18 protein-coding genes are annotated in these 22002 nt (G+C 69.9%); 6 read left to right on the top strand and 12 right to left on the bottom strand.

Annotated elements, in window-relative coordinates; all coding sequences use genetic code 11:
- Positions 1-23: 23 nt before the first annotated feature.
- From hutG to hutU, 11 genes are all read right to left on the bottom strand, one after another.
- Entirely contained in the window at positions 24-989 is a 966-nt protein-coding gene (hutG, locus tag LCL87_RS05750; RefSeq protein ID WP_225017557.1) for a formimidoylglutamase, read from the bottom strand.
- A 21-nt stretch (positions 990-1010) separates the two neighbouring features.
- A complete protein-coding gene (hutI, locus tag LCL87_RS05745; protein ID WP_225017556.1) occupies positions 1011-2204 on the bottom strand; it encodes an imidazolonepropionase in 1194 nt (397 codons plus the stop codon).
- 46 nt (positions 2205-2250) lie between these two features.
- The gene (locus LCL87_RS05740; protein ID WP_225017555.1) at positions 2251-3690 is read right to left on the bottom strand and encodes a cytosine permease; all 1440 of its coding nucleotides are present in this window, start codon (positions 3688-3690) and stop codon (positions 2251-2253) included.
- 180 nt (positions 3691-3870) lie between these two features.
- Positions 3871-5235, bottom strand: a complete 1365-nt coding sequence (locus tag LCL87_RS05735) for an FAD-linked oxidase C-terminal domain-containing protein (protein ID WP_225017554.1) — start codon at positions 5233-5235, stop codon at positions 3871-3873.
- A gap of 13 nt (positions 5236-5248) precedes the next feature.
- Positions 5249-6325 carry a histidinol-phosphate transaminase gene (locus LCL87_RS05730; RefSeq protein ID WP_225017553.1) on the bottom strand — a complete coding sequence of 359 codons (1077 nt, stop codon included), beginning with the start codon at positions 6323-6325 and terminating at the stop codon, positions 5249-5251.
- Positions 6322-7881, bottom strand: a complete 1560-nt coding sequence (hutH, locus tag LCL87_RS05725) for a histidine ammonia-lyase (RefSeq protein WP_225017551.1) — start codon at positions 7879-7881, stop codon at positions 6322-6324. Before hutH ends, LCL87_RS05730 begins: the two co-directional genes overlap by 4 nt.
- 143 nt (positions 7882-8024) lie before the next feature.
- Complete coding sequence (locus LCL87_RS05720; protein ID WP_225017549.1) at positions 8025-8813, bottom strand: IclR family transcriptional regulator; 789 nt, start codon at positions 8811-8813, stop codon at positions 8025-8027.
- A 159-nt stretch (positions 8814-8972) separates the two neighbouring features.
- Positions 8973-9638, bottom strand: a complete 666-nt coding sequence (locus LCL87_RS05715) for an IclR family transcriptional regulator domain-containing protein (protein ID WP_225017547.1) — start codon at positions 9636-9638, stop codon at positions 8973-8975.
- Between the two features lie 52 nt (positions 9639-9690).
- Positions 9691-10839, bottom strand: coding sequence for a CoA transferase (locus LCL87_RS05710; RefSeq protein ID WP_225017545.1), 1149 nt, complete (start codon positions 10837-10839; stop codon positions 9691-9693).
- 21 nt (positions 10840-10860) lie between these two features.
- The gene (locus tag LCL87_RS05705; protein ID WP_225017543.1) at positions 10861-12024 is read right to left on the bottom strand and encodes an acyl-CoA dehydrogenase family protein; all 1164 of its coding nucleotides are present in this window, start codon (positions 12022-12024) and stop codon (positions 10861-10863) included.
- 283 nt (positions 12025-12307) lie between these two features.
- Positions 12308-13984 carry a urocanate hydratase gene (gene hutU / locus LCL87_RS05700; RefSeq protein ID WP_225017541.1) on the bottom strand — a complete coding sequence of 559 codons (1677 nt, stop codon included), beginning with the start codon at positions 13982-13984 and terminating at the stop codon, positions 12308-12310.
- 264 nt (positions 13985-14248) lie between these two features.
- Between hutU and LCL87_RS05695 the strand changes: the two genes are divergently transcribed.
- The 3 genes from LCL87_RS05695 to hutC all read left to right on the top strand — a co-directional run bounded on the left by LCL87_RS05695 (position 14249) and on the right by hutC (position 19429).
- Positions 14249-17656, top strand: coding sequence for an NAD-glutamate dehydrogenase domain-containing protein (locus tag LCL87_RS05695; protein ID WP_225017539.1), 3408 nt, complete (start codon positions 14249-14251; stop codon positions 17654-17656).
- A gap of 51 nt (positions 17657-17707) precedes the next feature.
- Complete coding sequence (locus tag LCL87_RS05690) at positions 17708-18580, top strand: HpcH/HpaI aldolase/citrate lyase family protein (RefSeq protein ID WP_225017537.1); 873 nt, start codon at positions 17708-17710, stop codon at positions 18578-18580.
- 93 nt (positions 18581-18673) lie between these two features.
- Positions 18674-19429 (top strand): histidine utilization transcriptional repressor HutC, encoded by a 756-nt coding sequence (gene hutC, locus LCL87_RS05685; protein ID WP_225017535.1) that lies wholly within the window; start codon positions 18674-18676, stop codon positions 19427-19429.
- A gap of 45 nt (positions 19430-19474) precedes the next feature.
- On the opposite strand, the gene LCL87_RS05680 is transcribed toward hutC, so the two are convergent.
- Complete coding sequence (locus LCL87_RS05680) at positions 19475-20266, bottom strand: alpha/beta fold hydrolase (protein ID WP_225017893.1); 792 nt, start codon at positions 20264-20266, stop codon at positions 19475-19477.
- 67 nt (positions 20267-20333) lie between these two features.
- Here LCL87_RS05680 and LCL87_RS05675 point away from each other — a divergent pair, with 67 nt between their 5' ends.
- From LCL87_RS05675 to hypB, 3 genes are all read left to right on the top strand, one after another.
- Complete coding sequence (locus tag LCL87_RS05675; protein ID WP_225017891.1) at positions 20334-20678, top strand: ArsR/SmtB family transcription factor; 345 nt, start codon at positions 20334-20336, stop codon at positions 20676-20678.
- Positions 20679-20782: 104 nt separating this feature from the next.
- Complete coding sequence (locus LCL87_RS05670) at positions 20783-21112, top strand: hydrogenase maturation nickel metallochaperone HypA (protein ID WP_225017533.1); 330 nt, start codon at positions 20783-20785, stop codon at positions 21110-21112.
- Positions 21113-21115: 3 nt separating this feature from the next.
- The gene (hypB, locus tag LCL87_RS05665) at positions 21116-21970 is read left to right on the top strand and encodes a hydrogenase nickel incorporation protein HypB (protein WP_225017532.1); all 855 of its coding nucleotides are present in this window, start codon (positions 21116-21118) and stop codon (positions 21968-21970) included.
- Positions 21971-22002: the final 32 nt, after the last annotated feature.

Raw genomic sequence — 22002 nt, 5'->3', positions numbered from 1 at the left:
GGCTCGAGCGGCGGCGGGCTGTGTCAGGCCGTCGGCGGAACGTGCCCGGCAACGATGCGGTGGATGAGCCGGGCCGCGGTGCGGGCGGTCCGGTTGTCCACGTCGAGGGCCGGGTTGAGTTCCGCGACATCGACGACCGCGAGCTTGCCGCTCGCGGTCACCCGGTCGCACACGTGCTGGATGATCTCGAGCGGCACACCGTAGGCGGCCGGTGCGCTGACACCCGGCGCGACACCGGCGGGCAGCACGTCGAGATCGATCGTCAGGTAGACGATGTCGACGTCGTCCAGGAAGTCGGTGAGGAACTCGTCGACCCGGGCCCGATCGGCCACGCCGCAGTGGTCGTCGAGCAGGTACCGGACCCCCAGTCGGTGCGCGGTGTCGAACAGCGCGTTGGTGTTGCTCGGCTGGCTGATACCGATGACGTCGTAGCGGTGGCTCGTGCCCGCGGCCTGCTCGGCCTCGGCGATCTGCCGGAACGGCGTACCGGAGCTCGGGATCGGGTCGCTGCGCAGGTCGAAGTGGGCGTCGAGATTGAGGATGCCCAGACGTGGATGCCGCTGTCGCAGCTGAGAACCGGCGACACCCAGGTAGGTGCCGTACGCGACCTCATGGCCGCCGCCGAGCACGACCGGGAGCCGTCCGGCGTCGAGTGCGGTGGTCACGGCGGCACCGAGGGCTTCCTGGCCGGCTTCGAGCCGATCGCCCGTCACGGCGACGGTGCCCGCGTCGGACAGCGTCGTCGCGTTCTCGAGCGCCATCGACGAGAGGGCCTTGCGGAGCGCGTCCGGGCCGGCGGAGGCGCCCTGGCGGCCCTTGTTGCGGCGCACGCCCTCGTCGCTCGCGAAGCCGATCAGGACCGTGCCGGGGCCCGTTTCCGGACGGTAGGGGGTGACGGCCTGGTGCCAGCGCAGATGTTCGGCTCCGAGGCCGTCGGTGCGTCCCGACCACGGCCGGGGAGCGATGTCGACGTCGATGTGGTTCGTCATGTCAGCTGCCTGTTCCCTCGATCAGTTCGTGGCCGTCGCGAGGACGCCGTCCTTGAAGACCTCACGGATCAGCGGCACACCCGGACGGTAGGCGAGGTGCAGGTACGACGGGGCGTCGAGCGCGATGGCGTCGGCGCGGGCGCCGATCCGCAGGCTGCCGACGTCGTCGCGGCGCAGCGCCTTCGCGCCGCCCGCGGTGGCCGCCCACACGGCCTCGGCCGGGGTCATGTGCATGTCCCGGACCGCGATCGCGATGCAGAACGGCAGGCTGGTGGTGTAGCAGGTGCCGGGGTTGCAGTCCGCGCCGAGCGCGACCGTGACACCGGCGTCGATCAGCGCGCGGGCACCGGGGTACTGGTTGCGGGTGGAGAAGTCGGCGCCCGGAAGCAGGGTCGCCACCGTCGAGCTGTTCGCCAGCGCGTCGATGTCGGCGTCCGTCACGTACGTGACGTGGTCGACCGACGCCGCACCCATCTCGACGGCCAACTGCACGCCCGGGCCCTCGCCGAGCTGGTTGCCGTGCACGCGGGGGATCAGGCCGTGCGCGACGCCGGCGGCGAGGACGGCGCGGGACTGCTCGAGGGTGAACGCGCCGCGCTCGCAGAACACGTCGATCCACTTCGCGTACGGGGCGCACGCCGGGATCATCTCGTCGACGGCCATCGTGACGTACTCGTCGCCGCGGCCCGCGTACTCGGGCGGCGGGACGTGCGCGGCCAGAAGCGTGACCTCGTCGGTGAACCGGCCCGCGACCTGCACGCTGCGCAGCTCGTCCCGGACGCTCTGGCCGTAGCCGCTCTTGATCTCGACGGTGGTGCTGCCCGAGCGCAGCGACTCGTCGAGCAGGCGTCGCACGTTCGCGGCGAGCTGGTCGTCGCTCGCGGCGCGCGTCGCCTCGATGGTGGTGCGGATGCCGCCCGCGGCGTACTTCTCGCCCGACATGCGGGCGGCGAACTCCTCGGCCCGCTCACCGGCGAACACCAGGTGCGAGTGGCTCTCGACGAAGCCGGGCAGCACGGCCCGGCCGCCGAGATCGTGCCCCGCGTCGGCGGCGGGAGCATCCGCGGAGTCACCGACCCACGCGACCACGCCGTCCTCGAAGACGACCGCAGCGTCGTGCCGGACACCCAGCGCCCCGTCGCCCAGCGAGGGGTCGTTGGTGACGAGGGTGCCGATGTTCGTCAGTGCGGTGGTCCGGGGACCGGTCGTGGTCACGTGAGGCTCCTAGGTGACTGTTCGGTGAGGGGAGAGGTGGCCGGGGTCAGACCCGGCTGTCGACCATCGAGGTGTGGGCGGGGTAGATCATCTCGGCCGGCGGGTTGTTGGTCCGCTTGGCGACCGGGTAGTAGATCGCGCCGGTGAGCACGATGCCGACGATCCAGGAGATGTCCGCGCCGCCGAGCATGTCGGTGATCGGGCCGGTGTACATCTTCTGCGCGAGGAACGGGATCTGGGCGAGGACGCCGACGACGTAGACGACCAGGGCCGGCACGTTCCACGCTCCGTAGCGACCCTTGGGGTCGTACAGCGCCGGGATGTCGATGCGTTCCTTCGAGATCAGGTAGTAGTCGATCAGGTTGATCGCGCTCCACGGCGTGAACACCATCAGCAGCACCAGGACGAAGTTCTTGAAGTTGTCCAGGAAGTCGGCGCTCGCGGCGATCGCGATGAACATCGAGATGACGGTGAAGCCGAGGATGTAGAACGAGCGGGCCTTGGTCGAGATCTGCGAACGGCCGTCGAACGCGGTCACCGTGGTGAGGATCGACATGAAGCCGCCGTATGCGTTGAGCACGTTGACGGTCAGCTTGCCGGTCACGATCACCAGGTAGATCAGGAACGCGATGATCGCGGGACCGGCGAGGTCGCCCATGAAGCCGACTTGGTTGCCGAGGAAGGCGTCACCCGCGACGGCCGCGACGAGGGCGCCGAAGGTCATCGACCACTGCGATCCGACGACGCTGCCGAGGAAGGTCGACCAGAACGTGGTGCGCTCGCTGGTCTCGCGGGGCAGGTAGCGGGAGTAGTCGGCGACGTACGGGCCGAAGGTCAGCTGCCAGCCGGCGCCGAGGGAGATCGCGAGCAGGAACGTCACGAAGTCGAAGTCGACGATGCCGACGTAGTCGAGGACGTCGTACTCGAGGAACAGGCGGATCGCCAGGTAGGTGAATCCGATGATGCCGACGACGGTCGCGATCTTGCCGACGATGTGGATCAGCTTGTAGCCGGTGACGGCGACGAACGCGGTGAGCAATCCGAAGATCACGATGCCGATCCAGGCGCTGTCGAGGCCGAGCACCTTGTTCACGGCCTGGCCGGCCAGAACCGTGCCGGTGGCGGCGAAGCCGAGGTACATCAGGATCACGAGCACGAGCGGGATCACCGCGCCCTTGACGCCGAACTGGGCGCGGCTCGAGATCATCTGCGGCAGGCCCATGCGGGGGCCCTGGGCCGAGTGGAGTGCCATCACGGCGCCGCCGAAGACGTTGCCGATCAGCAGGCCGATGATGGCCCACAGTGCGTCGGCGCCGAAGACGACGGCGAGGGCGCCGTCGACGACGGCGGTGATCTGCATGTTCGCGCCGAACCACAGCGTGAACTGGCTGCGGGGCGTGCCGTGGCGTTCGTCGTCGGGAACGACGTCGATGGTGCGTCGCTCCGGGGCGAGGAGCACCTCGGAAGTGCTGCCGTCGTGTGTCATAGGTCCTGCTCTTTCTGCGGTGACCGCACCGTGCGGCGGGGTCGACTTCCGGGGGTGATGCCCACCTTCTTCGATGCTTGTGCGTTGGATCACGCCATGCCGATGGGAAATGTATAGGCCTGTATATACAGGCCTGTCAACATCTGGCTTTGTATCCGGATTGTTTGTCCTGGTCGCCGGTCAGAAGCCCTTTCCGGGATTCATCAGACCGAGCGGATCGAACGCGGCCTTCACCGCGCGATGAATGTCCAATCCTGTCTCTCCCACTTCGAGCGCCATCCAGCGTCGCTTCAACACCCCGACGCCGTGCTCACCTGTAAGCGTGCCACCGAGCTCGAGGGCGCGTCGAAACACCTCGTCGGCGGCCGTCCACACGGCATCCGGGACCGACCCGTCGGCGAGGCGATCGAACACGAACGTCGGGTGCACGTTGCCGTCGCCGGCGTGCGCGACGGTCATCACCGTGACGTCGTGTCGCCGCGAGATCTCCTCGATCGACTCGACCATCTCCGGCAGCCGTGAGCGCGGTACCCCGACGTCCTCGACCAGGCACTGGCCGAGGCGTTCGGCCGCCGGGTACGCGAGCCGGCGGATCTCGAGCAACTGGGCCGACTCGGCCGGGTCCTGGGAGACCGCGACGAAGTCCGCGCCCGCGTCGGTGAAGTGGCGTTCGATCGCAGCGGCGGCCTCGTCGGCGTCCGGGCCGTCGGCCTGCGCGATGAGCATCGCCTCGGTCCCGGACTCCAGGCCGATGCGCTTCCACTCGTCGATTGCGACGAGGGTGGCCCGGTCGATCAGTTCGAGCAGGCTCGGTCCGATCCCGGCGCGCACCACCGCGGCGACGGCGTCCGCGGCCGCCCGCAAGGACGGGAAACTGCCGACGATCGTCGCGGGCTCGCGGCGTGGCCGCGGGCGCAGGCGCACGGTCGCGCTCGTCACGATCCCCAGGGTGCCCTCCGAGCCGACGAGCAGCCCGGTGAGGTCGTAGCCCGCGACGCCCTTGACGGTGCGATGCCCGGTCCTCAGGATCCGGCCGTCGGCCAGCACCACCTCGAGACCCAGCACCGAGTCCCGGGTGACGCCGTACTTGACGCAGCGCAGCCCGCCCGCGTTGGTGGCGATGTTGCCGCCGATCGTGGAGATCTGGAAGCTGCTCGGATCCGGGGCGTACATCAGGCCGTGCTCGGCGGCCGCCCGGTCGAGGTCGGCGTTCACCACACCGGCCTGGACCACCGCCAGCTGGTCCGCGGCGTTCAGCTCGACGATGTCCCGCATGGCCGCGGTGGACACCATCAGGCAGCCGTCGATCGCGGTGGCGCCGCCGGCCAGGCCCGAGCCGGCGCCGCGGGGAACCACCGGAACACGATGAGCGGTGGCCCATTTCATGGCGGCGGCGACGTCCTCGGTCGAGTCCGCGAGCAGCACCGCGAGCGGGCGACCGGGGATCGCGAGGTGCGCCTCGTCCCGGGTGTAGGCATCCATGACGTCCGGGTCTGTGACGAGTCGGCTCGAGCCGAGGGCGTCGGAGAGGGCGGTGAGAGACATCGGGTTCCTCGTATCAGTTCTGTCGGTCTGCGGTGAAGGCGTCGACGGCGGCGAGCACGGCATCCTCGGCGTCGCGGTCGCCGACGGTCACTCGCACGCCCTCGCCGGAGAACGCTCGCACGGACACCCCGTGCGCGACGCAGGCGGCGTCGAGGGAAGCGGCCTGGTCGCCCACCGGGATCCAGACGAAGTTTCCTCCGCTGGCGGGGGTTTCGATGCCTCGGTCGGCGAGTCCCGTGCGCAGGTGCCGGCGTCCGGCCCGGACCGATTCGACGATCCGGTCGGTGTGCCCGGGGTCGGTGAGCGCGGCGCACGCCGCGGCCTCGGCGACTGAACTCAGGCCGAACGGCGGGGCGGCGGCGTGCAGGGGAGCGGCGACGGCGGAATCGGCGATCGCGTAGCCCACGCGCAGGCCCGCCAGCCCGTACGCCTTCGAGAAGGTCCGCAGCACCACCACGTTCGGGTACTCGCGCAGCAGTTCCACGCCGTCGACCTGCTCCTCGGCGAACTCGCGGTACGCCTCGTCGAGGATCACCAGGACGTCCGAGGGCACGTGGTCGAGCAGTCGCCGCAACTCGGTCTCGGTGAGTTCGGTGCCCGTCGGGTTGTTCGGGTTGCACACCAGCACCGCGCGGGTGTCGGGCGTCACCGCCGCGATCATCGCATCGACGTCGTGCCGGTGCGCCGCGTCCAGCGGCACCGGAACGGCTGTGGCACCGGCGATCCCGATGAGGATCGGGTACGCCTCGTAGCTGCGCCACGCGTGCACCACCTCGGTGCCCGGTCCGGTGTAGGCAGTGAGGACCTGCTGCAGCAGCGCCAGCGACCCGGCGCCCGTCAGCACCGCGTCGGCCGGGACTGACAGCCGCTCGGCGAGCGCCGCGACCAGATCGTCGGCGAACAGCGTCGGGTAGAGGTGGCCGTGTGCACCGGCACGGGCGATCGCCTCGACGACGGCCGGGGACGGCGCGATGGTGGATTCGTTGCTCGACGCGCGCCAGCGAACCGTCGCCGCGCCCGAGGCCTTCGAATACGCGGGCAGCGCGTCGATCTCGGGCCGGGCACGGGGAAGACTGACAGTGCGGGTCACTGCAGGGCGCCGATCTCGTGCTCGGCGGCCGCCACCAGTGTGCCGGACGCCGCGAGTGCGACGGCCCGCTCGATCTCCGGCGCGAGGAATCGGTCGGTGCCCGGTCCGGGAACGCTCTCGCGCAGGGCTCGGACCACGGCGCCGGTGCCGGGTGCGGGCTGCAGCGGGGCACGCAGGTCGATACCTCGTGCCGCGGTGAGGATCTCGATGGCGAGGACTCGGGTGAGCCCGTCCACGGCGCGGCGCAGCTTGCGGGCGCCGGACCAGCCCATCGAGACGTGGTCCTCCTGCATCGCGGACGACGGGATGGAGTCGACGCTCGACGGCGCCGCGAGGCGCTTGAGCTCGGAGACGATCGCGGCCTGCGTGTACTGCGCGATCATCAGTCCGCTGTCCACGCCGGGATCGTCGGCCAGGAACGGCGGCAGACCGTGGTTGCGGGCGACGTCGAGGAACCGGTCGGTCCGGCGCTCGCTGATGCTCGCGACGTCGGCCGCGACGATCGCGAGGAAGTCGAGGACGTAGGCCACGGGGGCGCCGTGGAAGTTGCCGTTCGATTCCACCCGGCCGTCGAGGGTGACGACGGGATTGTCGACCGCAGAGGCGAGTTCGCGGTGCGCGACGGTGCGGGCGTGCTCGACGGTGTCGCGCGCACCACCGGCCACCTGCGGTGCGCAGCGCAGCGAGTAGGCGTCCTGCACGCGGGTGTCCTCGGGGCCGGCGTGGCTCGCGACGATCGGCGAATCGGCCAGCAGCCGAGCCATGTTGGTGGCGGCCGCGGCCTGACCGGGGTGCGGCCGGAGCGCCTGGAGGTCCGCCGCGAACACCCGGTCGGTGCCGAGCAGGCCCTCGACGCTCATCGCGGCCGCGATGTCGGCCAGCTTGAGCAGATGGTCGAGATCGGTGACGGCGAGTGCGAGCTGGCCGAGCATGCCGTCGGTGCCGTTGATGAGGGCCAGGCCCTCCTTCTCGGCGAGGACGACCGGGCTCAGGCCGTGCTCGGCGAGCGCGTCGGCGGCGTCGAGCAGTCGTCCGTCCGCGGTGCGGACCGTGCCCTCGCCGGTCACCGCGAGCGCGACGTGCGCGAGCGGGGCGAGGTCGCCGGAGCAGCCGAGGCTGCCGAACTCGTGGACCACCGGCGTGATCCCGGCGGTCAGCAGGTCGGCGTAGGCCTGCGCGACCTCGGGGCGCACGCCGGTGCGTCCGGTCGCGAGCGTGGACAGGCGCAGCAGCATCAGCGCGCGCACCACCTCGCGCTCCACCTCGGGGCCCGAGCCGGCCGCGTGCGAGCGGATCAGGCTGCGCTGCAGCTGGGTCCGCAGCTCCTGCGGGATGTGCCGGGTGGCGAGCGCGCCGAAACCGGTCGAGACGCCGTACACCGGGCGGGGGTCGACGGCGAGGTCCTCGATGCGGCGGCGCGAACGCGCGATCTCGGCGAGGGCGTCGTCGGTGAGGCGCACCCCGTGGCCGCGGCGGGCGACGTCGACGACGTCCTGGATGGTGACGGGTCCGAGTCCGACGTCGACGAGGTCGGTGGACTGGGCGGTGAGGGTCATGGAGGACTCCGAAGGCAGGGACGGCCCGACGGTCGCGTCGGATGCGGGGCCGTGGCGATTGTGTCTCGTATAGGAGACCATAGTCTCGTATACGAGACAATGGAAGGGTGGGGTCGTTCCGCGAAGGCGGGTGGGGAGCGGGCTCAGGACTCCATGGACTCTTCGACCATCCGGTCGCTCAGGCTGTCCGAGAAGTGCGCGGCCGCGTCCGTCACCAGCTCGGCCAGCTTCGCGGTCTCGGCATCCGTGCGCGCGCCGCTCAGGTACGCGACGCCCAGTGCGGCGACCGGACGACCGTCGCGCGTGACGACGGGTCCGGCGATGCACGTGACGCCGTTGGTGGTCGAGTCACGCTCCACCGAGTACCCCAGCTCGCGGTCGGTCTGCAGCAGGGCACGCAGGTCGTCGAGCGACGTCGGCCCCTCGCCGGTGCGGGTGGGCCACGTGTACCCGGCATACAGCGCGCTCAGCTGTTCCGGATCGAGACGCGCCAGGATCGACCGTCCGACCGCCGTCAGGTGCGCGGGCAGCCGGGTCCCGACCTCCGTCACCAGCCGCACACCGGGCTTGAGTGGCTCGCGCTTGTCCAGGTAGATCGCGTCGGTGCCCTGCAGCACGGCCAGGTGCGACGTCTCGTCCGCGGCCTGCGTGAGGGCGACCATGTGCCGCTGCCCCTCGCGGTGCAGCGGCCCGGACCGCATGTACGACGCCCCCACCTCGAACGCGGAGACGCCGAGCGTCCAGGCCCGCTGATCGGGCCAGTACGCGACGAACCGCCGGTCCCGCATCACGTTGAGCAGGTGATGCGTCGTGCTCTTCGGCAGGTCCAGGGCGCTCGAGATCTCCGTCGCAGCCATCGGCACACCCCGTCGAGCGAGCAGATCGAGCACGTCGAGTACCCGCTCCGCGGACTTGACCCGGCTCGTCGACATCGAACGTCCCCTTCCGACCCCGGCCCGATCGGCCGGCGTGCCGCGTCATTGTCTCGAATACGAGACCGCGGCACCAAACTTCTCAGTCCCGACCTGCCGTGGGTGGCCGAATGTGACATTCGTTCAGTCCAACTGAACCGATGTGACATCCGGCCGGGCCTACGACGGGACCGTGCGGCCCAGTTCGGCCGAGAGCCGTGCGCAGCGCTCGACCAGCACCCGTCCGTGCTGGGCGCAGACGTCGTCGTCGAGTCGGAACGTGGGACCGACGACGCTCAGCGCGCCGACGATCCGGCCGATCGCGTCGTAGATCGGTGCGGCCACACCGGTGGAGTGGTCCTCGATGGTGTCGTGGGCGATGGCGTAGCCGTCCGCGCCCACCTCGCCGAGCAGGGCCGCGCCGACGGCGGTTCCCCGCAGCGGCACCGTCTGCCCCACCCAACCCATGTGCCGGATGGCGTGGGTGCCCTCGATCTGCCCCATGTACAGCGCCGTTCCCCGGGGCCCGGGAGCCGACAGGTACGTCGACTCCCGGGTGATCTCGGCGATCTCGGTCATGGCCGGCTGCGCCCGCAGGAGCAGCTGGTTGTCCGCGATGGCCTTGGCGCCGATCTGCAGCAGTCGCGGACCGACCCGATAGACGTTGTCCTCACCGCGGAGGACGAACTCGGTCTGCTCGAGGCTGCGGATCAGCCGCAGCGCCGTGCTGGTCGCGAGGTCGGTCGTCTTCGCGGCGTCGGCGAGGGTCAGTCCACCGTGCTCGATGATCGCGCCGAGCAGTTCGAAAGTGCGACTGGCGCTGCGCGTCACGTCACCGGGGGCCATGCGTGTCTCCCATGCCGAGGGCGTCGACCGTTCGGCCGACCGTCCGACGAATCTATCGTGCGGGCGTTCCGCCGAGGACCTCGTCGTGGTGCTCGTCGAGGAGCGGGCTGCGCCGCACCGCCGGACGCGCACTGTCGCCGAAGACGACCGGCTGCCGGACGTACGACACGGTGCCCGCCTTGGGGTGCTCGAACGTCTCCACGACGCCGCGGTACCGGGCCTGGTCCGACCCGAGCGCCTGCTGGACGTCCCACACCTCGGAGCCGGCCAGTCCGGCCGCGTCCAGCAGGTCGAGGACCTCGGCGACCGTGCGGCCGGCGGCCCACGCCTCGATCTCCTTGCGCAGCGCGGGTTCGTTCTCGGTGCGCAGGGCGTCCTCGGTGAACCGGGGATCGGTGATCAGTTCCTCGCGCCCCATGGTCCGGGCCAGCGTCTGGAAGCCCTTCTCGCTCGCGATCGCGAGCACGAACAGGCCGTCGTCGGCACTGTAGGTGTCGAACGGCGTCGACACAGGGTGCCGGTTACCGACCCGCTTCGGGGTCTCGCCGGACGCCTGCAGCTGGCTGTGCGCGGTGGGCAGCATCGCGAGCATGCTGTCGAACATCGCGACGTCCAGGTGCTGGCCCTGACCGGTGGTGCGGGCGGCCAGCAGTGCCGTGCTGATGCCCCACGCGGCGAAGACGCCGGTGATGGTGTCGCCGAACGATTCACCCAGACGGGTGGGACCCGACTCCTCGGTGCCGGTGATGCTCATGACGCCGGACAGCGCCTGGACCACGAGGTCGTAGGCGGCGGCCCCGGACATCGGGCCCTTCTGGCCGAAGCCGGAGATCGACGCGTAGACGATCTTCGGGTTGCGTGCCTTCGCTGCCTCGTAGTCGATCCCCAGTCGGGTGGTGACGCCGGGGCGGAAGTTCTCGACGACGACGTCGGCGTCGGCGATCAACTGCAGCAACGACTCCCGGTCCTCGGGGTCCTTGAGATCGAGCGCGATCGAGCGCTTGCCGCGGTTGAGGACGTTGAAGTAGATGCTCTCGCCGTCCCGGAACGGTCCGAGGTGGCGGGAATCCTCACCGGCCTTGGACTCGATCTTGACGACGTCGGCGCCGGCATCGGCGAGCAGCGCGGTGCAGAACGGGCCCGCGAGCACGCGGGACAGGTCGACGACGCGGACGCCGTCGAGCGGGGGAAGCGCGGTCATGATGTTGTCTCCCAGTCGTTCTCAGTACTCGGTGGACCGGATCGACGGGGCGTTGCCCGCGATGGTCAGCAGCTGGATCTGCGAGGTGCCCTCGAAGATGCGCAGGATCCGGCAGTCGCGGTAGAGACGCTCGATCTCGGACTCGCGCATGAACCCGGCGCCGCCGTGGATCTGGACGACCTGGTCGACGATCGAGAAGCAGGCCTCGGTCGCCACGAACTTGGAGATCGAGGCGGCGCGGCGCAGGTCCTGGCCGGCGTCCTTGACGTCGGAGGCCCAGTCGGCGGTCACGCGCGAGGCGACCAGCTTGGCGTCGCACTCACCGAGCAGCAGCTGGATGGCCTGGAACTCGAAGATGGGGTGCCCGAACTGCTTGCGCTCGGACGCGTACTCGCGGCCGAGTTCCCAAGCGCGCAGAGCGATTCCGTTGGCCATCGCGGCGACGTCGATGCGGGCGCGGTTGAGCGCCGTCAGCGCGATGTTGCCGCCACGGCCCTCGGTGCCGATCACGGCGTCGTGCGGGAGGACCACGTCGTCGAGGTAGACGGTGTAGGTGGGCGCCGAGCGGATGCCCATCTTGTCCTGCGGCTCCGAGTAGCTGATGCCGGGCGTGCCCTTCGGGACCGCGAACGCGGTGATGCCGCGGAAGCCGGCCGAGGGGTCGGTCTTGGCGAACAGCACGACGAGGTCGGCCTCGCGGGCGTTGGAGATGAAGGTCTTGGAGCCGGACAGGTGCCAGCCGTCGTCCTCGCGGCGCGCCACGGTGCGCATGGAGGCGATGTCCGAGCCCGCGTCGGGCTCGGTGAGGGCGAAGCCGGCGAGGACCTCACCCGAGGCCAGTCCGGGCAGCCAGCGCTTCTTCTGCTCCTCGGTGCCGCCCACGAGGATCGGCTCGAGGCCCAGGTAGTGGGCGGTGTAGATCGACGCCAGCGCGGCGTCGGCGCGGGCGACCTCCTCGACGGCGACGAGCTGGGCGCGGGTCGACAGGCCGAGGCCACCGAACTCCTCCGGAACGGAGATGCCCATGAGGTCCTGCTCGGCCAGGCGGCGCATCAGGCGCGCGGGGAATTCCTTGGACTCGTCGCGCTCGGCGGCGCCGGGAAGGATCTCCGCGTTCGCGAAAGCGCGCACGGTGCTGCGGAATTCGGTCAGGTCGAGGGTGTCGTCGAGCGTCTGAGCGGTCACGGGTAACTCCTGGAGGAACGAGAGGGGGAATCGCTAGATTTCATCTAGTGGAAGTCAATTGCCACCTAGTGGCATATGACGACTATCGCATCCGGTCCTGTCGTTTGTCCAGGGGCCTCCGGTCCGTCGTTCCCGCGCCCCCGGAAACGACGACGAGCGGCAACGCGCAGGGGGGATCGTCCTGCGCGTTGCCGCTCGCCGCGGAGCCGACGTCAGTGCCGCCGGTTCGGGCTCACGCTGGTCGTCGTGAGCCCTTGTTCAGGTGTGAGTCAGTTGCCCTCGGTCAGTTGTTCTCCGTCATCGGGATGCGCACGCCGCGCTCACGCGCGGTGTCGATGGCGTGCTCGTAACCGGCGTCGGCGTGGCGGATGACGCCCATGCCCGGATCGTTGGTGAGCACGGCCTCGATCTTCTTCGCGGCCAGCTCGGTGCCGTCGGCGATGCACACCTGACCGGCGTGGATCGAGCGGCCCATGCCGACGCCGCCACCGTGGTGGATCGACACCCAGGAGGCGCCGGACGCGGTGTTGACGAGGGCGTTGAGCAGCGGCCAGTCGGCGATCGCGTCCGAGCCGTCCTTCATGGACTCGGTCTCGCGGTACGGCGAGGCGACGGAGCCGGAGTCGAGGTGGTCACGGCCGATCGCGATCGGCGCGGACAGCTCGCCGCTGGCGACCATCTCGTTGAACTTCAGGCCGGCCTTGTGGCGCTCGCCGTAGCCGAGCCAGCAGATGCGGGCGGGCAGGCCCTCGAAGGCGACCTTCTCGCCGGCCATCTCGATCCAGCGCTTGAGGTGCTCGTTCTCGGGGAACAGCTCGAGGATCGCCTTGTCGGTCGCGGCGATGTCCTTCGGGTCGCCCGACAGCGCAGCCCAGCGGAACGGGCCGAGGCCCTCCTCGAACAGCGGGCGGATGTAGGCCGGGACGAAGCCGGGGAACTCGAACGCGCGGTCGTAACCGGCCTTGCGGGCCTCGTCGCGGATGGAGTTGCCGTAGTCGAAGACCTCGGCGCCCTTGTCCATGAAGCCGACCATGGCCTCGACGTGCGCGGCCATCGCCTTGCGGGAATCCTCGGTGAACTTCTCCGGATCCTTCGCGGCCAGATCCTTCATGTCGGCGATGTCGACGCCGATCGGCAGGTAGGACAGCGGGTCGTGCGCCGACGTCTGGTCGGTGACGATGTCGATCGGGGCGTCCATGGCCAGCAAGGCCGGGAAGATCTCGGCGGCGTTGCCGACCAGGCCGATCGACAGCGGCTTGCGGGCGTCACGGGCCTCGGTGGCCAGCTGCAGCGCGTGCTCGATGCTGTCGGCCTTGGTGTCGAGGTACTTGTGGGCGATGCGGCGGTCGATGCGGGTGACGTCGCAGTCGACGCAGATCGCGACGCCGTCGTTCATGGTGACGGCCAGCGGCTGCGCGCCACCCATGCCGCCCATGCCGGCGGTCAGGGTGATGGTGCCGGCGAGGGTGCCGTCGAAACGCTTGCGGGCGATCGCGCCGAAGGTCTCGTAGGTGCCCTGCAGGATGCCCTGCGTGCCGATGTAGATCCAGGAACCGGCCGTCATCTGGCCGTACATCATCAGGCCCTCGGCCTCGAGCTTGCGGAACTGCTCCCAGTTGGCCCAGTCGCCGACGAGGTTGGAGTTGGCGAGCAGCACGCGCGGCGCCCACTCGTTGGTGCGGAAGACGCCGACCGGCTTGCCGGACTGCACCAGCATGGTCTCGTCGTTCTTCAGCGTCTTGAGGGTCGCGACCATGGCGTCGAACGCGGCCCAGCTGCGGGCGGCGCGGCCGGTGCCGCCGTAGACGACCAGGTTGTCGGGGTGCTCGGCAACCTCGGGATCGAGGTTGTTCATGAGCATGCGCAGTGCGCCCTCCTGCTGCCACCCGAGGGTGTTCAGCTCGGAGCCGCGCGGGGCGCTGACCGGGCGGGCTTCGTGGCCGGGTGAGGTGATGTCCATCGGGTAACTCCTAGCGAATCGGGCGGTGAGGGCGCGGTGGTGTTTCGTGGTTTCGGTCCGACGCCGTTGTCGTCCGAATCCGTGTGGGCGTAGCTGTTGTGCGCTGGCTCACGTTCTGCAACTATGACTTGTATATTCCTGTCTATACAAGCTGATGTCAAGGGGCGCCCTTCGGAACCGCCCCCGACATCCGAGATGTTCGACCAGTTGAACGGACACGACGACCAGTCGGGTGCAGCGTGGCACCCGGCGGAAGGTTCCCAGATGAACACCGTCTCCACCCCGACCGAATCGATGCCCAACCCCAGCGAGATCGACGATGCTCTCGCGCGAATCTTCCGCCGTTGGGACGAGCGACTGCTCGCCGACGCGGATCCCGGAGCGCGGGAGCATCTCGCTCGCTTCGTGGCGGAACTGCCCGCCGGCTACAAGCAGGACTTCGCCCCGGAGCGGGCGCGGATCGACCTGTCCATCCTCGACGGGCTCTCCGACGGGGCGGTCCGGGTGCGGATCGCCGCCGACGCGACCGGCCGCGGGACGCACCGCCTGACCCTGTACGTCGGCGGCCGCCCGGCCTCGCTCGGTGACCTCATGCCGCTGCTCCAGAGCCTCGGTGTCGAGGTCCTGGACGAGCGTCCCTACGCACTCACGTCTCCCGCGGGAATGTCCTGCTGGCTATACGAATTCACCGTCCGGTACCCGTCGGCCCCGGTCGACGGATTCGACGGGTTCGCCGTCCGGTTCGGGACTGCTGTCGAGGCGCTGTGGCGGGGTGACGCCGAGGCGGACCGGTTGAACGAACTGGTGGCCCGGGCAGGCCTGCGCTGGCGCGAGGTCGCGGTGCTGCGCGCGTACGCCGAGTATCTGCGTCAGGGTGGATTGCCCTACAGCAGTGCGTATGTCGCGGACGTGCTGTGCCGTTACCCGTCCATCGCCGCGGAACTGGTCCGGTGCTTCACGGCACGATTCGATCCGGACACGGAGTCGGACGACGGTGGCCAGGCGGTGGCCACCGAGGTGGCGGCGTCGATCGCGCAGGTGCCGGGGCTCGACGAGGACCGGATCTTCCGCGCCCTGCTCGATGCCATCCGTAACACCGTGCGCACCAACCACTTCGCCGATCCGGTGCGCGAGGCCCTGGCGCTGAAGCTGGACGCGCGCAACATCGCCGAGCTGCCGGAGCCGCGGCCCCGGCACGAGATCTTCGTGTATTCGCCGGCCGTCGCGGGCGTGCACATGCGGTTCGGGTCGGTCGCCCGCGGCGGTCTGCGGTGGTCCGACCGCCGGGAGGACTTCCGCACCGAGGTGCTGGGGCTGGTCAAGGCGCAGGCGGTCAAGAACGCCGTGATCGTGCCGGTGGGAGCCAAGGGCGGCTTCGTGCTGCGCCGGCCGCCGGTGCCGACCGGCGACGCCGAGGCCGACCGCGCGGCCCAGCGGGAAGCGGGCGTCGCCGGCTACCGCATGTTCATCCGCAGCCTGCTCGACCTCACCGACAACATCGATCGCGGCACCGGGGCCGTCCTGCCGGCTCCGGGTGTCGTCCGCCACGACGCCGACGACACTTATCTGGTGGTGGCCGCCGACAAGGGCACTGCCTCGTTCTCGGACATCGCGAACGCGGTTGCGGCCGAGTACGACTTCTGGCTCGGCGACGCGTTCGCGTCGGGTGGTTCGGTGGGCTACGACCACAAGGCGATGGGCATCACCGCGCGGGGCGCGTGGGAGAGCGTCAAGCGTCGCTTCCGGGAACTGGGTGTCGACTCCCAGCGGGAGGACTTCACCGCGGTCGGCGTCGGCGACATGAGTGGCGACGTCTTCGGCAACGGCATGCTGTGCAGCAGGCACATTCGGCTCGTCGCGGCATTCGACCACCGGCACGTCTTCCTCGACCCCGAGCCCGACCCCGAGACGTCGTACGCGGAGCGGGAGCGCCTGTTCGCGTTGCCGCGGTCGTCGTGGGCCGACTACGACCGGTCGCTGATCGGTCCGGGCGGCGGCGTGTGGGAGCGCGGTGCGAAGTCCGTCCCGATCGATGACTCCGTCCGCCGGGCGCTCGGTCTGGACCCGGGCGTCACGGAACTGACGCCGCCCGAACTGATCCGGGCGATTCTCCGCGCCCCGGTCGACCTGCTGTGGAACGGCGGCATCGGCACCTATGTCAAGGCCTCGACCGAATCGCACGCCGACGCGGGCGACAAGGCGAACGACGTGGTGCGCGTCGACGGATGCGAGCTGCGGGCCCGGGTCGTCGGCGAGGGCGGCAACCTCGGCCTGACGCAGGCCGGACGGATCGAGTTCGCCCGCACCGGTGGGCGAGTGGGCACCGACGCCCTCGACAACTCGGCCGGCGTGGACTGCTCCGACCACGAGGTCAACATCAAGATCCTGCTCGACGGTCTGGTCGGCGACGGCAACCTCGACGCCGAGGTACGGCCGCGTCTGCTGGCCGAGATGACCGACGAGGTCGCGGCGCTGGTGTTGGCGGACAACGTCTCCCAGAACGAGGCGATGGGTGTCGCGCTGTCGGACGCGTCCGAGATGCTGGGCGTGCAGGCCCGTCAGATCAAGGCACTCGAGGCCGCCGGGGCGCTGGACCGCAGGCTCGAGGTGCTGCCCGATGCGAAGGCGCTCGCCGCGCTGCAGCGGGCCGGCGAGGGCTTGTCGGCCCCGGAACTGGCGACGCTCATGGCGCACGTGAAGCTCGGGCTGAAGGGTGCGCTGCTGGCCGGCGAGCTCGTCGACCACGACGTGTTCCTGCCGACGCTGCGCGAATACTTCCCGAGCCCGCTGCGCCGCGAGCATGCCGACGCGATCGACCGGCATCCGCTGCGCCGCGAGATCGTCGCCACCGCACTCACCAACCGTGTCGTCGATCGCGGTGGCATCACGTACGTCTTCCGGCTCGCGGAGGAAGTGGGTGCGACGGCGGACGACGCCGTGCGGGCGTTCGGCATCGTCAGCGAGGTGTTCGGGCTGTCCGATCTGTGGTCCCGGATCGCCGCCGCCGACGTTCCCAGTGAGGTCGCCGACGAATTGGTTCTCGTCACCCGCCGACTGCTCGACCGGGCGTCCCGCTGGATGCTGCACCGACGGCCGCAGCCCCTCGCAGTGGGCGCCGAGATCGCGCGCTTCCGGGAGCGCATCGAGGACTCGTCGGCCCATCTCGAGGAATGGTTGGTGGGCGCCGACCGCACGAACCTCCGGGACCGCACGCGCGCGATCGCCGACCGCGGTGCCCCCGAGGACCTGGTCCGCGACGTCGAGTTGGCCCTGGACCGGTTCGGCCTGCTCGATGTGGTCGAGATCGCGGAACTGGCCGAGTACGACATCGCCGTCGCCGGTGAGCTGTACTTCCGGTTGTGCGAGCGGGTCGGGATCGTCCCGCTGCTCAACGGTGTATCCGCGCTCGGCAAGGAGAGCCGGTGGGACGCGCTCGCCCGGCTGTCCCTGCGCGACGAGTTGTACGACAGCGTGCGTGCCCTGACCCTCGAGGTTCTCGCGCAGGCGGTGCCCGGCGACGACACCGAGCGAATGATCGCGGACTGGGAGGAACGCAACGAGTCGCGGCTGCGCCGGGCCCGGAACTCCCTCGCGGAGATCTCCGCGTCCGGCCAGCGGGACCTGGCCGCGCTGTCCGTCGCGTCGCGTCAGCTGCGACGGATGGTCGGTTGATCCGCAGCCCTGTTCTGTTCTCCACCCACGAGAGGAAAAGTCATCACTACCGTGAACTGCCGCAACACCAGTGAGTCCGTCGGGGCGGTCTCGCCCCGCGACGCGCGCTCGTGGCTGCTGGTCCCCGGAACCCGCACGCACGACCTCGACAAGCGCATCCGCGGCTACGGCCCGGACGCCGTCATCCTCGATCTCGAGGACGGGGTCGCACCCGGCGATCGTGCCCGTGCGCGCGACGAAATCCACGACTGGGCGGCCCGCGGCGGGCGGGCGTGGCTCCGGGTGAACGACGCCACCACCGCGGACTGGAACGTGGACCTCGACTTCGCGAGCCGGTGCCCCGGGGTGCTCGGGGTGGTCCTGGCGAAGACCGAGTCGGCGGAACAGATCGACGCGACGGCGTCCGCGCTGGGCGACTTCGCCGGCGGTCTGATCGCCCTGGTCGAGTCGGCGACCGGGGTGCTCGAGGCGGTGTCGATCGCGCGCGCGAACTCCTTGACCCGCTTGGCGTTCGGCAGCGGCGACTTCCGGCACGACACGGCTGCGGCGGACGACTCGGCGACGGTCATGGGCGCGCGGGCACACCTCGTGCTGGCGAGCCGATCGGCCGGTCTTCCCGCGCCGATCGACGGACCGTCGCTGGCGCCCGACATGGACGGCCTGCGCGCCTACTGCCGTCGCTCCGTCGCGACCGGGATGGGTGGCATGCTGTGCGTGAAGCCGGACCACATCCGCACGATCAACAGCGGGTTCGCGCCGAGCCCGGATGAGGTGCGGCGCGCGCGGGAACTCCTCGGCCGCCGTACCGACAGCATCGACGGCAGCTACCTCCCGCGTCTGCGCGCGGCCGAGGCGGTCCTCGACCGCGCCCGGACGTACGGGATCGGCGTCGGCGAACCCGCTCTGGCGTCGACGAGCCGATGACCAGCACCGTTCCGGCAACTCGCTGGTCGGTAGACTTCGTGGGCCGAGTCGACCGACGGAGCGGCGGGACTTCTCGAGGAACAGGGGCAGCGGATGGCAGTGGTTGACGTCGACGCGGAACTGGCCGCGCTGTTCGACGAGGCCGGCGGCGAGTCCGTCCCCGCGTACGAGCGCGTCAAGAAGCTGGTCGCGGAGCAGATCCGGTCGGGCCGTTGGTCCGAGGGTGATCAGCTGCCGTCCGAGAACCAGTTCGTGGGCGCGCTGGGGCTGTCCCGGATGACGATCAACCGGGCGCTGCGCGAGCTGACGGGCGAGGGCCTGATCGTCCGGATGATGGGCATCGGCACGTTCGTCGCGAGCACCAAGACCCCGTCACCGCTGTTCGAGGTCAAGAACATCGCCGACGAGATCCAGGAGCGGGGCCATCGGCACCGCACCGAGGTGATCTTCGTGCGCGAGGAGGAGACCGACCATTCGCAGGCATTCCTCCGGGATGCGGTCGGCGCCAAGGTGTTCCACTCGGTTCTCGTGCACTACGAGGACGACAAGCCGATCCAGGTGGAGGATCGGCTGGTGAATCCGTCGGAGGCACCCGAGTACCTCGATCAGGACTTCACCAAGATCACGCCCAACGACTACCTCAGTCGCGTCGCACCCCTCGTGCGCGGCGAGCACGTCGTCGAGGCTGTTCTCGCCAGCCCGGAGGAGTGCCGTCTGCTGCAGATCGATCGCGGCGAACCGTGCCTGCTGATCCGGCGCCGGACCTGGTCCGAGCACGGACTGGTGAGCGCGGCGCGGTTGATCCACCCGGGTTCGCGCAACCGGCTCGAGGGTGCGTTCAGCCGCTGAGACACGACCGTCGAGGGAGTTCTCCTGTCATTCGGGAGGGCTCCCTCAGTCGTTCTCGGAGAGAAACGGTTTCACCACGGCGAGCACCTCGGGCGAGGCCGCGACGGTGGTGGCGTGGTCGAAACCGGGGATCACCGCGAGCCTGGATCCGGGGATCAACTCCGCGAGCCGCTTGGTGTCGGACAGCCGGGGCCGGTCCTCGGAGCCGACGAACAGCAGCGTCGGCACGTCCAGCGCTTGCAGCGCCGCATCGGGCACACCCGGTTCCGCTTCGGACCGGCGCAGGTAAGCGACCAGGGCACGAGTGTCGTTGGCGTCGAACGCCGCCCGCGTCGCGGGATCGAGCGGCCAGGGGCGGTACGCGTTCCATTGATCGAGGAACGCCGTCATGCCCTCGTGGTCCAGGACGTCGATGCAGCCCGGGAAGAACAGCTTGTCGAACGAACCGGCCTGAGGCCGGGCGCTGCCGCCGCCCACGGTGAGGGTCCGCAGGCGCTCGGGCGCGGCGACCGCGAGCGACAGTCCGACCCGGCCGCCGAACGAGTAGCCGAGATAGTGCGCCCGGTCGTGCCCGAGGTCGTCGAGCACCGCGAGGATGTCACCGACGACGAGGTCCATCGCATACGACGACGCGTCGTGGGGTTTGTCGCTGCGGCCGTGACCGCGCATGTCGGGCAGGATCAGCTGGAATTCGTCGCGCAGCGCCTTGACGTACCCGAACGCCCGCCAGATCGCGCTCGACAGCGCCGTCCCGTGCGCGAGGACCAGCGGGGCGCCGTCGCCGATCACCCGGTACGCGATGCCGACACCGTCGGCGGGATTGACTGCCTGCTGCATGACCACGCCTCAACGTTAGTTGGGTCCCGATTCGGACTCGCGGACCTACACTGGGGCCGTGACCGAGATGCCCGCCATCGACCCGGACCATGTCCGACGCGCCGCGCAGGCGCTCGTGACGCCGGACATCGCGGGCTGGGCGGGACGCTTCGAGTTGCTGTCCGACCCGAACCGGCTGCGGCTGCTGCTGTGCCTGCACCACGCGCCGGACATCTGCGTCACCGACCTCGCGGCCGCGCTCGGCATGACGGGCACCGCGGTGTCGCACGCGCTGCGCCTGCTGCGGCAGCAGGGCTGGGTGGCGGCGCAACGGTCCGGCCGGACCGTGCGGTACCGACTGATCGACGACACCGTGCACGAACTCCTGCACACGATCGGCGCGACCCACTTCCACGAGCACGACGCGAGCTGACGACAGTTCCGGCAAACCCCTGGTTCGCGCCCGCGGCCCGTCCTATCGTGTGATCCGACAGCCTCGGTCCGAACGGACCGGATCCTTGTCCGAACGGACCAGCGATGCACGAAATGGCGATCACCCAGAGCGTCGTCGACGCGGTGTGCGAGCGTGCCGACGGTCGCACCGTGCACAGCATCCGGCTGCAGGTGGGCCGGCTGTGCGCGGTGGTGCCCGACGCGATGCAGTTCTGCTTCGAACTGGTCACCGAGGGCACGGTCGCGCAGGGTGCCCGGCTCGACATCGAGGAACCGCCGGGCCTCGCACACTGCCGGGGCTGCGACACGGACTTCCCCCTGCAGGACTTGATCTTGTTGTGTCCCTGCGGGAGCGCCGACGTCGAGGTCCTCTCGGGTCGCGAACTACGAATCATGTCGATGGAAGTGGGTTGAACCATGTGTGCGACGTGCGGATGCGGCAAACTCGACGAACCGGCCGGGACGCGGATCAGCGCGCCCGCGGGAACGGCGCCCCGTGAACACACACATCCGCACGAACACGAGCACGGCCACGGCCACGGGCATGCGCACGGCCACGATCACGATCATGATCACGCCCATCCCCACGATCACGAACACGCCTCGACCGGGACCGGCACTACCGAGACCGTCACGCTCGAACAGAAGATCCTGGCCAAGAACGATCTGTTCGCCGAGGACAACCGCGCGTGGCTGACCGCCCGGGGCATTGCGGCGTTCAACCTGATGAGTTCGCCCGGATCGGGCAAGACGACGCTCCTCGAGCGCACGGTGCGGGAGTTACAGGCGTCCGGCCCGGTGTCGGTGATCGAGGGCGACCAGGAGACGCTGCTCGACGCCGACCGGATCGGTGCGACCGGATGTGCTGTGGTTCAGGTCAATACGGGCTCGGGATGTCACCTCGACGCAGAGATGATGCGCGGCGCGCTCGATGCCCTGGGCCCTGCAGACGATTCGCTCGTGTTCGTGGAGAACGTCGGAAACCTCGTGTGCCCCGCACTGTTCGACCTCGGTGAGCAAGGCAAGGTTGTCCTTATATCTGTGACGGAGGGCGACGACAAGCCGCTCAAGTACCCGCACATCTTCGCGGTGGCAGACCTGGTGATCGTCAACAAGATCGACCTGCTCCCTTATGTCGACTTCGATCCGGACGTGTGCGAACGGAATGCGCGCTCGGTGAATCCCGATGTGCGCGTGATCAATCTGTCCGCGACCAGCGGCGAGGGGCTGGAGCGGTGGTACGAGTGGATTTCCGAGCGGCGCAAGGAATGATCATCCGGCGTTGACAGACCGACCGCTGTCGC

Source organism: Prescottella equi, from assembly GCF_020171745.1.
Classification (GTDB): Bacteria; Actinomycetota; Actinomycetes; order Mycobacteriales; family Mycobacteriaceae; genus Prescottella; species Prescottella equi_A.
Note: the sequence above shows the minus strand (reverse complement) of the source record. Positions and strands in the feature narration are given on the sequence as shown.

Excerpts from the sequence above, each read along its gene's own strand:
- LCL87_RS05710 (WP_225017545.1), bottom strand. The coding sequence starts at position 10,839 with ATGACCGCGCTTCCCCCGCTCGACGGCGTCCGCGTCGTCGACCTGTCC.
- LCL87_RS05735 (WP_225017554.1), bottom strand. The coding sequence starts at position 5,235 with ATGTCTCTCACCGCCCTCTCCGACGCCCTCGGCTCGAGCCGACTCGTC.
- LCL87_RS05720 (WP_225017549.1), bottom strand. The coding sequence starts at position 8,813 with ATGTCGACGAGCCGGGTCAAGTCCGCGGAGCGGGTACTCGACGTGCTC.
- LCL87_RS05740 (WP_225017555.1), bottom strand. The coding sequence starts at position 3,690 with ATGACACACGACGGCAGCACTTCCGAGGTGCTCCTCGCCCCGGAGCGA.
- hutC (WP_225017535.1), top strand. The coding sequence starts at position 18,674 with ATGGCAGTGGTTGACGTCGACGCGGAACTGGCCGCGCTGTTCGACGAG.
- LCL87_RS05670 (WP_225017533.1), top strand. The coding sequence starts at position 20,783 with ATGCACGAAATGGCGATCACCCAGAGCGTCGTCGACGCGGTGTGCGAG.
- LCL87_RS05715 (WP_225017547.1), bottom strand. The coding sequence starts at position 9,638 with ATGGCCCCCGGTGACGTGACGCGCAGCGCCAGTCGCACTTTCGAACTG.
- hutU (WP_225017541.1), bottom strand. The coding sequence starts at position 13,984 with ATGGACATCACCTCACCCGGCCACGAAGCCCGCCCGGTCAGCGCCCCG.
- LCL87_RS05680 (WP_225017893.1), bottom strand. The coding sequence starts at position 20,266 with ATGCAGCAGGCAGTCAATCCCGCCGACGGTGTCGGCATCGCGTACCGG.
- hypB (WP_225017532.1), top strand. The coding sequence starts at position 21,116 with ATGTGTGCGACGTGCGGATGCGGCAAACTCGACGAACCGGCCGGGACG.
- hutG (WP_225017557.1), bottom strand. The coding sequence starts at position 989 with ATGACGAACCACATCGACGTCGACATCGCTCCCCGGCCGTGGTCGGGA.
- hutH (WP_225017551.1), bottom strand. The coding sequence starts at position 7,881 with ATGACCCTCACCGCCCAGTCCACCGACCTCGTCGACGTCGGACTCGGA.
- LCL87_RS05695 (WP_225017539.1), top strand. The coding sequence starts at position 14,249 with ATGAACACCGTCTCCACCCCGACCGAATCGATGCCCAACCCCAGCGAG.
- LCL87_RS05675 (WP_225017891.1), top strand. The coding sequence starts at position 20,334 with ATGCCCGCCATCGACCCGGACCATGTCCGACGCGCCGCGCAGGCGCTC.